General features: G+C 62.9%; 10 protein-coding genes. 6 read left to right on the plus strand and 4 right to left on the minus strand.

What is annotated here, in order from left to right; genetic code table 11:
• Positions 1–15 precede the first annotated feature (15 nt).
• Positions 16–795, minus strand: coding sequence for an SDR family NAD(P)-dependent oxidoreductase (locus ACPWR9_RS07235; protein WP_426297719.1), 780 nt, complete (start codon positions 793–795; stop codon positions 16–18).
• Positions 792–2,102, minus strand: coding sequence for an MFS transporter (locus ACPWR9_RS07240; RefSeq protein WP_426297717.1), 1,311 nt, complete (start codon positions 2,100–2,102; stop codon positions 792–794). The genes ACPWR9_RS07235 and ACPWR9_RS07240 overlap by 4 nt, the downstream gene beginning before the upstream one ends.
• Before the next feature lie 278 nt (positions 2,103–2,380).
• Here ACPWR9_RS07240 and ACPWR9_RS07245 point away from each other — a divergent pair, with 278 nt between their 5' ends.
• Entirely contained in the window at positions 2,381–3,337 is a 957-nt protein-coding gene (locus ACPWR9_RS07245; protein ID WP_426297715.1) for a LysR family transcriptional regulator, read from the plus strand.
• On the opposite strand, the gene ACPWR9_RS07250 is transcribed toward ACPWR9_RS07245, so the two are convergent.
• The gene (locus ACPWR9_RS07250) at positions 3,334–4,179 is read right to left on the minus strand and encodes an SDR family NAD(P)-dependent oxidoreductase (RefSeq protein WP_426297713.1); all 846 of its coding nucleotides are present in this window, start codon (positions 4,177–4,179) and stop codon (positions 3,334–3,336) included. The genes ACPWR9_RS07245 and ACPWR9_RS07250 overlap by 4 nt on opposite strands.
• A 223-nt stretch (positions 4,180–4,402) precedes the next feature.
• Here ACPWR9_RS07250 and ACPWR9_RS07255 point away from each other — a divergent pair, with 223 nt between their 5' ends.
• The 4 genes from ACPWR9_RS07255 to ACPWR9_RS07270 all read left to right on the plus strand — a co-directional run bounded on the left by ACPWR9_RS07255 (position 4,403) and on the right by ACPWR9_RS07270 (position 8,290).
• A complete protein-coding gene (locus tag ACPWR9_RS07255) occupies positions 4,403–5,350 on the plus strand; it encodes a GlxA family transcriptional regulator (protein WP_426297711.1) in 948 nt (315 codons plus the stop codon).
• Positions 5,351–5,783: 433 nt separating this feature from the next.
• Complete coding sequence (locus tag ACPWR9_RS07260) at positions 5,784–6,662, plus strand: hypothetical protein (protein ID WP_426297709.1); 879 nt, start codon at positions 5,784–5,786, stop codon at positions 6,660–6,662.
• Between the two features lie 476 nt (positions 6,663–7,138).
• Positions 7,139–7,942 (plus strand): MetQ/NlpA family ABC transporter substrate-binding protein, encoded by an 804-nt coding sequence (locus tag ACPWR9_RS07265; protein ID WP_426297707.1) that lies wholly within the window; start codon positions 7,139–7,141, stop codon positions 7,940–7,942.
• A 183-nt stretch (positions 7,943–8,125) separates the two neighbouring features.
• Complete coding sequence (locus ACPWR9_RS07270; RefSeq protein WP_426297705.1) at positions 8,126–8,290, plus strand: hypothetical protein; 165 nt, start codon at positions 8,126–8,128, stop codon at positions 8,288–8,290.
• A gap of 18 nt (positions 8,291–8,308) precedes the next feature.
• On the opposite strand, the gene prpR is transcribed toward ACPWR9_RS07270, so the two are convergent.
• Positions 8,309–10,402 (minus strand): propionate catabolism operon regulatory protein PrpR, encoded by a 2,094-nt coding sequence (gene prpR / locus ACPWR9_RS07275; RefSeq protein WP_426297703.1) that lies wholly within the window; start codon positions 10,400–10,402, stop codon positions 8,309–8,311.
• Positions 10,403–10,739: 337 nt separating this feature from the next.
• On the opposite strand from prpR, the gene prpB reads away from it, so the two are divergent.
• Positions 10,740–11,630, plus strand: coding sequence for a methylisocitrate lyase (prpB, locus tag ACPWR9_RS07280; protein WP_150681277.1), 891 nt, complete (start codon positions 10,740–10,742; stop codon positions 11,628–11,630).
• The last annotated feature ends 26 nt before the right edge of the window (positions 11,631–11,656 follow it).

An 11,656-nucleotide genomic window follows, 5' to 3' on the forward strand; every position in this document is an offset into this window, starting at 1 on the left:
GGCGCTCGTGCGGCGTTAGGTGTTGAGCAGCAGCCCGTTCTCGATGGCGAGCACTTGCCCGGTCATCGCCGGGGCGTGTGCGGCGAGGAACCACGCCAGTTCGGCAATTTCTGCGGGCTGCGAAACGCGTTTGAGCGGCGCGTTCTCGCGCATGCCGTCGACCACGCGCCCGTAGGCCTCGTCGCCCAGCACGCGGCGCAGCAGGCCGTCGTCGACCATGCCCGGTGCGATCGCGTTCACGCGCACCAGCGGTGCGAGGTTGCGGGCGAGCGACAGCGTGAGCGAATTGACCGCGCCTTTCGATGCCGCATATGCAATCGACGAGCCGGTGCCATTGAGGGAGGCGAGCGACGAAATGTTGATGACGGATGCCGAGCGATCAGCATTGGCGCTCTCACGCAACAGCGGCGTGGCCGCACGTGTCATCTGAAACATGCCGATGAGATTCACGCGATAGATCCGCTCGAACTCGTTGGCGTCGATGGCCTCGAGATCGCTATGCGGGATCACGCGCGTCGTGCCCGCGCTGTTGATGAGCGCGTCGAGACGCGCCCACTGTGCGGCAACCTGTTCCACCATCCGGCGGCACGCATTGTCGTCGCCGACATCGGCGTCGACAACGAGCGTTTGTGCGCCCGCTTCACGGCATTGCGCGGCCACGCGCTCGGCATCGGCGCGGGTGCTGTCGTCGAAGTTGTTGATCGCCACGGCCCAGCCGTCACGCGCGAAGCGCAGGGCGGTGGCGGCACCGATGCCGGTGGCGCCACCGGTGACGAGACATACGGGAAAACTCATGCGTGACTCCGTTGTGGCTTCAGCGTCAGCACGAGGATGGCACCGGCCACCAGCGCACACGCCAGCACGATCATGCCCGGCAGCAACTGGCCGGTACTGTCTTTGAGAAAACCGATGACGTAGGGGCTGACGAAGCCCGCGAGATTGCCGGTCGAATTGATGAGCGCGATGGCCGCCGCAGCGCCTGCGCCACCCATCATTGCCGTGGGAATGCCCCAGAACACGGGCGCAATCGAGTTGATACCAATCGCGGCGACGACGAGCGCGGCCATCGACCACCACAGATGTTGCGCCAGCAGCACCGAGGCGAGCATGCCCGCAGCGCCGAGCAGGCAGCACACGGCCACGTGAATGCGGCGTTCGTTGCGTCGGTCGGCATGGCGGGCGATCAGAATCATCGCGACCGCACTGATGAGCGACGGCACGGCAGAGAGCAGGCCGATATTGCCGACGTTAGCGACGCCAGCCGCGCGAATCATCGTCGGCAGCCAGAACACCAGCCCGTAGTTGCCCATGGCGATGCAGAAGTACAGCAAGCCGAGCATCCAGACTTTGCCGCTACCGAACACTTGCTTCACACTGTGATGCGCGCGCGTGCGATCGTCGGCGGCGAGGTCGGCCGCGAGCAGGCGTTTCTCGTCGGCCGACAGCCACTTCACGGTTTCGATGCGGTCTTGCAGCACGAAGAACGCCGCGATGCCAACCACGAGCGAGGCGAGGCCTTCGATCAGAAACAGCCACTGCCAGCCGGCCAGATCGTGCATGCCGCCGAACTGCTGCATGATCCATCCCGAGAGCGGGCCGCCAATGGCACCCGACACCGGAATCGCCACCATGAACAGCGCAATGATCTGCGAGCGCTTGCTCGACGGGAACCACTTCGACAGATAGAGCACGATGCCGGGGAAGAAGCCCGCTTCGGCCACGCCGAGCAGGAAGCGCAGTACATAGAAGGACACCGGCCCCTGCGTGAACATCGTCAGGCACGAGATGATCGACCACGTAACCATGATGCGGGCGATCCACATACGTGCGCCGACCCGATGCATGATCAGGTTGCTCGGCACTTCAAAAATGAAATACCCGAGGAAGAACACCCCCGCGCCCGCGCCATAGACCGTTTCCGACAGCGACAGGTCGGCGAGCATTTGCAGCTTCGCGAAGCTCACGTTCACGCGGTCGATATAGGCCACGATGAACGAGAGGAAAAGGAACGGGATGATGTGTAACGTCAGCTTGCGATACAACGCGTCGCGTTGCAGCGGGTCGACGGCCGCGCTCGCGCCGCCGGTGAGGGACGTGCTCATGGATGTTGTCTCCGTGGATGCGTGCCGTAGGGCACGTCGAATTATTCGGCAGCGCAGTGCGAGGGTGTTCGGTTATGCGGGGTAGGGGCTTATCGAGGCGCCGGGAGGCACCGGAGAATGGCTTTTCTTCCCTAAATTCCATCGAACGCCAGATACGACAACGCTGCTCGGTCAAAGGGTAATGTCAGCAGCGGCGTTGCCGCAAATCACACTTTCACCCTGCGGCATTACCGTTTGGTTATGATGTCGGCGCTCACCAATCTTGCGAGGCATGTGGCATGGCAACGACCGACAACACCATCGAACGCTTCTTTCGCAGTGGTTTGAAGCTTGGCCACTTGCGCATTCTGGTTGCGCTGGGCGAGTTGCGACAGGTGACAAGGGTCGCGGCGGCGTTTCACGTCACGCAGCCAGCGATCTCCAAACAGATTGCGGAAGTGGAAGAGGCGCTAGGTGCGCCCGTCGTGCAGCGCGTCGGAAATGCGGTGGAACTGACGGGGATCGGACGTGTGCTGGTGGAGCGCGGCACGGAAATTCTGCGGCAGATCGAACTCGCGCGCCGTGACGTGAGTGCGCTCACGGCAGGCACGGCCGGTCATGTGCGCTTCGGTGCGGTGGTGACGATTCCGCAGCCGCTGATCGCCCACGCGGTGGAATTGTTCACGCGTCGCGCGCCCACGGCGTCGTTTTCCTTCGTCGAAGCCACCCTCGACCGGCTGCTCAAGATGATGGACGAGGGCAATCTCGATCTTGCGCTGGGACGCAATCGCGTGACCGGACACCTGCCGGTGATGCGCCATGAGTCGCTGCATCACGAGCCGTTTGTGTTTGTCGTCGGCGCGCGTCACGCTTTGGGTGGCCCCGATACTTCCGTGAGCTGGGACGACCTGCATGACGTGCGCTGGATTACGCCAATGCGCGGCTCACCGGCGTTTGCGACGATGGTGGAGATTCTGGGCGAGCACGGTGTGACGTTGCAGCATCCGGCCATCGAGTCGAGTTCGCTGGCGCTGAATCTGTCGTTATTGCGCGGTGGAGACTTTGTGTCGATCCTGCCGCTCTCGCTCGCCCGGCGCTATGTGCAACGGGGCAGCATGCGGGTATTGCCGCTGCCCCCGTTGGCCCCCTTGGGCGAAGCCATCCTTTACTGGCGCGAAGACACCACGACACCCGCCGCACAACTCTTCGCAGCTTGCCTGCGAGAGTCGTCGGCGGAGCTGATCGAGGCGGCTTAAGCGGCCGCAGCGATTTTCACACCATACCGTGCCCCCGGCGTGCCATGACCCAATTGCTGCGAGAGTTTTTGGCGCGAGGCTTCATGGGCGTCCCACTGTTCGCCGTCTTGCAACGGCGGGATGGTGACGATTTCACCTTGGTCCAGCCCGGCGAGTGCGGCGTCGACCATGTCTTGTGACGACATCAGCCATTCCTGCGGCAATTCGCCATGCGGCTTGCCCGCCACATCCCAGAACTCGGTGACCGTCGCGCCCGGCAGGACGGCTTGCACGCGCACGCCCTTATCGGCAAGTTCGTGATGCAACGATTGCGACAGCGTCAGCACGAACGCCTTGCTCGCGCCGTAGACCCCGTTAAGCAATTCCGGCGCAATCGCCACGATCGACGAAATGTTGATGATCGTGCCGTGCCCGCGTGCGACGAAGCCCGGCACGGCGGCATAGGTCAGACGGGTCAGCGCGGTGACGTTGAGGTCGATCATGGCGTTCATTTGCTCGACGTCGGCTTGGAGCAGCGGTGCCACAGCCCCGAAGCCAGCGTTGTTGACGAGCGTATCGATACGGGCGTCTTCACGCAGACGGGCTTCGACTTGCGCCTGTCCTTCATGGGTGCCGAGATCGGCTGTGACGATGTCGACGCGTCGGCCGGTCTCGGTACGAATGCGTTGCGCGACGGCTTGTAAGCGATCGGTGCTACGGGCAACGAGAATCAGATCGTGACCGCGACGCGCGAGCCGGTCGGCGTAGATCGCACCGATCCCCGACGAGGCGCCGGTAATCAATGCGGTGCCTGACGTGTGCGACGTCGTTTGAACGGTGGCTTGAGTCGAAGTGGATGACATGGCGAATTTCCTGTGTAAATGAGAAGGCAATCAGATGAGTGCGTTGATTCGGTACGTTGAGGGTCCGGATCAATGCCTTCAGTGTGGACGCGATCACGTTTGTCTCAAATGACACGAAAACCACTTTTCAGGACATTCTTGTCCGGCGCCGATTCGCTGCGCCGACTAGAATCGAAAGCATCGCAATTTCCGTTGCCGGCGCACGTCCGGCGCCTTTTCAGCCATGGCGTTACGTATCGGGTTGGTGGTGTATCCGGGTTTCCAGATGATTTCGCTCGCCGCGATGTCGGTCTTCGAAATTGCGAGTATCGGGCGGGCCGAGCCGCTGTACGACGTGAGCATCGTGTCGGTGGCTGGCGGGCTGGTGCGCGATTCGGCAGGCATTTCGGTGGCGACCGAAGCCATCGGGCGGCGGCGCTTCGACACGCTGCTGGTGGCGGGCGCGACCGTCGTGATGCCGACGGCGCCTGAACTCGTCACGGCGTTGCGACGTATCGCACCGCGTATGCGCCGTATGGCGAGCATTTGCTCCGGCGCGGTCGTGCTGGCGGAAACCGGGTTGCTCGATGGCCGCCGCGCGACGACGCATTGGGGGCAGGCGCATGCGTTGCAGCAGACGTACCCCGAGGTGATCGTCGAAGAGGACCGCATTTTCATCAATGACGGCGAGGTCTGGACGTCTGCGGGTATGACGGCGGGTGTCGATCTGGCGCTGGCGTTGGTCGAGGCGGATTTTGGCGGTGACGTCGCGCGCGAGGCATCGCGTCAACTGGTCGTGCATTACCGTCGTACGGGCGGGCAGTCGCAGTTCTCGACGCTATCGACCTTAGAGCCGAACTCCGACCGTGTGCGCACCGCGCTCGCCTATGCCCGTGAGCATTTGCGCGAGCCGCTCTCGGTGGAGCAACTGGCGGCACATGTGCATTGGAGTCCGCGCCATTTCAGTCGTGAATTTACGTTGCAAACTGGGCTCACGCCCGCTAAGGCTATCGAGAAGCTTCGGCTTGAAGCTGCCCAGGCATTGCTGGAAGACGGCGAAGCGTCGATTGCGCGGGTGGCCGATGTGACCGGCTTCGGTGACGAAGAACGCATGCGCCGCGCCTTCGTGCGCACGCTTGGCAAGCCGCCACAGGCGTTGTTGCGTGAAGCCAGGGAACGCGTGCGGGCTTGAGTCTGACGTATCGCTTGCTGCGAGGCGGCGCCATCTGGCCGTCATGCGGCGCTAATGCAGTGTTCATGCGGACTTCATGCAAAAACATGGCCGCAAAACCCGTCGAATTGGGCGTGGCGTCGGTTGTAAGCGTTTCATGAACGATACATTTTCCGCACCCCGACCCTCGATGTCTCGCAAATCGAATTATTAGTTCCTTATAAATCAATGGGTTGAGTGCGCTGGCACGGAATTCGCGTACATGAATCGTGTATGGCGAAGCGCCAACCCGGATTTCCGCAGACAGTTGGCAAGGGGTTCCTGTGCATGCGTGCTCGGGGCGGCCCACTATTGCCCGCGTTTTTCGACGATGCGCTCACGCCGTAATGCCGGACCTTTTGGCGGGGTCCGGTGTGTTCCGAAGTGAGTCGTGCGCGTGCGCGGGGAGGGGACCATGAACCGGTTCAAGGCGACATTAATTGGGACAGCAGCAGCGTTAATGCTCTGCGGTGTGGCGATCAATGCAACCCAGGCTGCCGGTGGTGGTGGCGGTGGGCGTGGTGGGGGTGGTGGTATCGGCTTCGGTGGCGGCGTTGGCGGCATCGGTAGCGGCGGCTTCGCCGGACTCGGTGGGTTCGGTGGCTCGGGCACCGGCAATGGGGCGGGCACTGGCGTAGGTGTCGGTGTTGGCGTCGGTATCGGCTGCGGGTGCGGAAGCCACGGCAGCAGCTCCGGCAGTAGCAGCTCTGGCAGTAGTTCCGGTAGCAGCAGCTCCGGCAGTAGCTCGGGCAGCAGCAGCTCTGGGAGCAGTTCCGGCAGCAGCAGTTCGGGCAGTAGCTCGGGCAGTAGCAGCTCAGGAAGTAGCTCGGGCAGCAGCGGTTCCGGTAGCAGTTCTGGTAGTAGCGGCTCGGGTAGCAGCTCCGGTAGTAGTGGATCGGGGAGCAGTTCGGGCAGCAGCGGCTCCGGCAGCAGCTCGGGCAGTAGCGGTTCCGGTAGCAGTTCCGGTCTGGGCGGCAGCAGCTCGGGCGGTAGCAGTTCCGGTTTGGGCGGCAGCAGCTCGGGCGGCAGCAGTTCCGGTTTGGGTGGCAGCAGCTCCGGCGGCAGCAGCTCAGGTATCGGCGGCTCTAGTGGCGGCTCAAGCGGTGGCAGTTCCAGCGGCGGCATTGGTGCGGCTAGCTCAAGTGGCGGCGGCGGGGTTTCCGGTCCTGGCGGGCGCGGCTTGGGTGGTGCGGCGGGCGGCGGCGGGCTCTCCGCGTTTGGTGGCCCGGGCAATGTCGGCGCAGGTGGTGGATGTTCGATGAATGGCCAGAACGGCGAAGAGCCGTGCCCCTGAGCCAGTGGCGGTGGCTGGCCCGCACGCGCTCGGCACAGCGCGTGCGGGATCTGGCCCCGCATCGGATGGTGCAGATCGATAGCGTGAACGAGTCTCGCAGGTTGTTCGTCGGTTCCTGACGCGACCGGCTGGCGGCGCTGCCGTCAGCCGTGCCACCCCCCCCCGGCCCGTGATCAGGCTGTTCTCCCGGCGAAGCGCCCCTTCGGTGATCCGAAGGGGCGTTTTTTTATGCCCGCGCGCACGGCTAATGCCATTTGCGTGGGCTATCGAAACTGTCTGGGGGATATCGAAATGCCGATAATGTATTTCGCGTTAACCCCTATCTATGGCAGCATCCGGGGTCTGGGTCGCTGCGGGCTGGCCGCGAACCGCGCGCTGGCAATGGACGGCACCTCGCAGCCGTCACACCGCGCAGACGACCCTTGCGACCCAACAGGTTCCAATAAGTCAAACAAGCATTGAAGGAGAAATCGAACATGCTGTCCCGTCAACTGATCAACGCATTCATCGGCGCAACGTTTGCGCTGGCCTCGCTCGGCGCTTCGGCGCAAACCGCTGACAAGCCGCTCAAGGTCGGCACGATGGCCGGTTCGGATGCGCAGATCTTCGAAGTCGTGAAGAAGGTGGCCCATCAACGTGGCCTCGAGATCAAGATCATCGAATTCAGCGACTACGCTCAGCCGAACGCCGCACTCGACGCCGGTGACCTCGACGCGAACGGCTTCCAGCACAAGCCGTTCCTGGACAGCCAGATCAAGGACCGCGGTTACAAGATCGCGAGCGCCGGTCTGACGTACGTCTCGCCGCTGGGCTTCTACTCGAAGAAGTTCAAGTCGTTGAAGGACCTGCCGAACGGCGCGAAGGTCGGTATTCAGAATGACCCGTCGAACGGTAACCGCGCGTTGCTGCTGCTCCAGAAGGAAGGCCTGATCAAGCTGCGCGCTGGTCTGGATGGCAAGAACGCCACGCCGCTGGACATCGCCGAAAACCCGAAGAAGCTGAAGATCGTCGAACTCGAAGCTGCCCAACTGCCGCGCGCTTTGCCGGACCTGGATGCCGCATCGATCAACACGAACTTCGCCGCGCAAGCCGGTCTGGTGCCGCAACGTGACGCGATCGCCATCGAAGACCTGAAGGGCCCGTACGCCAACCTGATCGCTGTGCGCACGAAAGACTTGAATGCGCCGTGGGTCAAGCAACTGGTCGACGCGTACCACTCGGACGAAGTGAAGGAGTTCATCAAGACGCAATTCAAGGGCGCGCTGATCGCGACTTGGTAAGTGGCTTGAGGGATTAACGGGCGTGCGCTGCGTGAAATGCGCGTCCGGTGAACATGAAAGAAACGCGGGCTCAGTGCTGAACTGAGCCCGTTTTTTTATGGGCGCGGGTCAAATAAATGAGATCGCGGCCGTGCATTGCCTTGACTAGAATGAAATCGACATTCCGATCGACAGGAGGTTGCCATGTCCATGATCAATGTCTCGATGATGCTGGTAGCACTGCTGGTGGGGTTCGCGATCGGTATGCTCGTGGATCATTTCTGGGTGACGCACCACGACGAGGCCAGCCCCGAGCACAAGCGCCTCGACTGGCACGACATGTGGGAGCGTATCCGTCACCAGCATTAGGGCCCGAACTGCCCTAGGTCAGTGGTCGATGTCGCCCGCGTCGCGCAGCTTGCGCCATAGCGTCGAGCGGCTTATTCCGAGGGCTTCGCACGCCGCCATGCGGTCTCCACGGCAGGCGGCGAGCGTCGTGCGAATGCGCGCAAGTTCGGCGGCGGCGCGGCGGGCGCGGCCGTTTAATGCTGTCCCCGGCGCCCCAGCGCTTTCGTTCCGCTGATGGTTCTCAGCCCCTGTTTCCCGGCCATCGTTCGTTTTTGCAACATCGGGTGCCACCGTTCCCGGCGAGCAGCCCAACTCGGGCGCAATTTCGATCAATCTCGCCCGGCTGATTTCCCGTGCGTTGACCACGTCGGCACACACCACCGCGATGCGCTCCAACAAATTCTCCAATTCGCGCACATTGCCCGGCCAGCGATACATCGCGAGCAGCGGCAGCAGTGACGCTTGCAGCGCATCGACGCTCATGCGCGCACCCGCTCTCGCGAGCGCCCGTTCTAGAAACAGCGGTGTAAGTCGCGGCAAGTCTTCCATGCGCTCGCGCAGCGGCGGCAGCACCATGCGCAGGATGTTCAGTCGGTAATACAAATCTTCGCGAAACACCCCGGCGGCCACTTGCTGACGCAAGTCCCGGTGGGTCGCAGCAATGACTCGGACGTCGCAAGGAATCGGTTCGTTAGCGCCCAAGCGCAGGACTTCCCGTTCCTGCAAGACGCGCAGCAAACGCGTCTGCAATGGCATCGGCATCTCGCCGATTTCATCGAGAAAAATCGTGCCGTTGTGGGCGGTTTCGAACAACCCCGCTTTGCCGCCACGTCGCGCACCGGAGAACGCGCCGTCCTCATAACCGAACAACTCGCTCTCAAGCAACGTCTCGGGAAACGCCGCGCAGTTGATGGCGACGAACGGGTAGTCGCGTCGTCGGCTGGCGTTATGAATGCCTTGCGCCAGGAGCTCCTTGCCGGTGCCGCTCTCACCGTGCACGAGCACCGTCGAGTCGGTTTGCGCGTAGCGTCGTGCGAGCGCGCGCACTTGCGTCATCGCGGCCGAGTCGCCAATCAGATCGTCCAGGCGGTAGCGTGCGACCAGATGGCGAGGGCGATGCCGCGAGCGCAGCGAGCGGTCCACCCGTGCGAACGCCTGTGAGTCCTGGCACGTGAGCAACGCGCCCGTGAGCGTGCCCTGATCGAGCAGCGGGATGCGGTTGACCACCCACGTTTTGCCCGCCATGGTGACGATGGCTTCCAACTCGGCGCTCGCGCTTTCCAGCGTTCGGGAGATATCGAGTCCGGGGGCGATCGAATCGAGCGGGCGGCCGACGACATCGGCCACGGTCACGCCGAGCATCCCGGCCATTGAGGCGTTCATCGCTTCGACGCGTCCGTTCAGATCGACCGCTGCCACGCCTTCGCGCAGATGGCGCAACACGGTATCGAGGCGCTCACGTCGTTGCGCTTCGATCCGCCCAAAGCGCGCGACTTCCAGCGCCGTATCGAACGCGGCGCGCACGGAGTCCTGTGAGTAGAGAAATACGCCCGTCATTCCGGCGCGCTCGGCCAGTTCGGTCACGAGACCCGGGCCGACGATGACTTCCGTGCCTTCGTCGCGCAGGCGGTGTACCAGATCGTCGGCGTCATGCGCATCGAAGTAGGCATGTTGCGAAACGTCGAGGCCGAACGCGCTCTTGAAGCGCTCGAATTCCGGGGCAGGCCGCGCGTACGACACTAGGGCGATACGCGAAGCGGGCGAGGTCGACGGTAACGCTCGGCGTGCGCGTGCCAGTGCATGCATCACATCGAAGCCGGTGACTTTGACGAGTACCACGGGCAACGCCACGCGCTCGCGCAGAAATGCGCCATTCGAGCCAGCGGCAACGATGCCATCGACACTCCCGGCGGGCAGCCGCTCAAGCGCTTCGATCACCGCTTCATACCCCTTGTCGATGATTTCGACATCCGCCTGCGCTGCGTAATCGGGGACGATGTCGCGGTACAACTCGCCGAGCTTGCTGATGCCGACGGCCCAGATCACCGGCTTGCGAACCGCCGTGGCGGGTAGCGCAATACCTGAGCGGGAGAGGGCGATAGGCAGGGTGGTGCTGGACGATGAGGCGGGCATGATTGGACTCGATACGGTGTCGCGGTATCGTAGCATGCCGTCTCAAATGTTTCGTTTAACGTTTCAAAATGAAACGTAATGCGACATTTTGACGATTCGGCGCCGAGACGGAAACTCACGGCACTTGACGTAAACGTCACAAGCGCGCCAAATTTCCGCTGATAAATGAATGCGTTAGCGGGCTCTCGGCGTCGACCGACGCAACGTGAACGACGCACCGCGCCACGCTGGCACGGCCATTGCTATCTCTACACCCACATACCAACCTGCGCCTGCCTTGCGGATCACCGATGCCGGTGTCCAAAGCGATCAGGCGCGACACGACCGAGGGATTCAAGTGACGCATACCATTCGTTCGGCCGGCGCCGCCTTCCGCGAGGCCGTCAAGACCGAGCAACCGTTGCAGGTTGTCGGCGCAATCAACGCCAATCACGCCTTGCTGGCGAAAGCCGCTGGCTTCAAGGCGATCTATCTGTCGGGTGGGGGCGTGGCTGCTGGCTCGCTCGGCTTGCCCGATCTGGGCATCTCCACGCTCGACGACGTGCTCACCGACGTGCGCCGTATCACCGACGTGTGCGATCTGCCGCTGCTCGTCGACGTCGACACCGGCTTCGGCCCGTCGGCGTTCAACATCGCGCGCACCGTGCAATCGCTTATCAAGTTCGGTGCGGGCGCCATGCACATCGAAGATCAGGTCGGTGCCAAGCGTTGCGGCCACCGGCCCGGCAAGGCCATCGTGACCCAGCAGGAAATGGTCGACCGTATCAAGGCCGCCGTCGATGCCCGCACGGATGAAAACTTCGTCATCATGGCGCGCACCGATGCACTCGCCGTCGAAGGTCTGCAAGCCGCCATCGACCGCGCTTGCGCGTGCGTCGAAGCCGGTGCCGACATGATCTTCCCGGAAGCCATGACCGAGCTGCCGATGTACCGCCAGTTCTCCGACGCCGTGAAGGTGCCGGTGCTCGCGAACATCACCGAATTCGGTTCCACGCCGCTATTCACCGTCGAAGAACTCAAGAGCGCACAGGTCGGCCTCGTGCTGTACCCGCTCTCGGCCTTCCGCGCGATGAACAAAGCGGCGGAGAACGTCTATCACACGATTCGTCGCGACGGCACGCAAAAGGCCGTGCTCGACACGATGCAAACGCGCGCCGAGCTCTATGAGAGCATCGGCTACCACGCTTACGAACAGAAGCTCGACGCTCTGTTCGCTCAACAGAAATAACTGAATCCCTGATCTGGAGGAAAAGC

This window comes from Pandoraea pneumonica, from assembly GCF_049918595.1.
GTDB classification, from domain to species: Bacteria; Pseudomonadota; Gammaproteobacteria; order Burkholderiales; family Burkholderiaceae; genus Pandoraea; species Pandoraea pneumonica_A.

What these genes read in the sequence shown, in the direction of transcription:
- ACPWR9_RS07235 (WP_426297719.1), bottom strand. Translation starts at nt 795, where the DNA reads ATGAGTTTTCCCGTATGTCTCGTCACCGGTGGCGCCACCGGCATCGGT.
- ACPWR9_RS07240 (WP_426297717.1), bottom strand. Translation starts at nt 2,102, where the DNA reads ATGAGCACGTCCCTCACCGGCGGCGCGAGCGCGGCCGTCGACCCGCTG.
- ACPWR9_RS07245 (WP_426297715.1), top strand. Translation starts at nt 2,381, where the DNA reads ATGGCAACGACCGACAACACCATCGAACGCTTCTTTCGCAGTGGTTTG.
- ACPWR9_RS07250 (WP_426297713.1), bottom strand. Translation starts at nt 4,179, where the DNA reads ATGTCATCCACTTCGACTCAAGCCACCGTTCAAACGACGTCGCACACG.
- ACPWR9_RS07255 (WP_426297711.1), top strand. Translation starts at nt 4,403, where the DNA reads ATGGCGTTACGTATCGGGTTGGTGGTGTATCCGGGTTTCCAGATGATT.
- ACPWR9_RS07260 (WP_426297709.1), top strand. Translation starts at nt 5,784, where the DNA reads ATGAACCGGTTCAAGGCGACATTAATTGGGACAGCAGCAGCGTTAATG.
- ACPWR9_RS07265 (WP_426297707.1), top strand. Translation starts at nt 7,139, where the DNA reads ATGCTGTCCCGTCAACTGATCAACGCATTCATCGGCGCAACGTTTGCG.
- ACPWR9_RS07270 (WP_426297705.1), top strand. Translation starts at nt 8,126, where the DNA reads ATGTCCATGATCAATGTCTCGATGATGCTGGTAGCACTGCTGGTGGGG.
- prpR (WP_426297703.1), bottom strand. Translation starts at nt 10,402, where the DNA reads ATGCCCGCCTCATCGTCCAGCACCACCCTGCCTATCGCCCTCTCCCGC.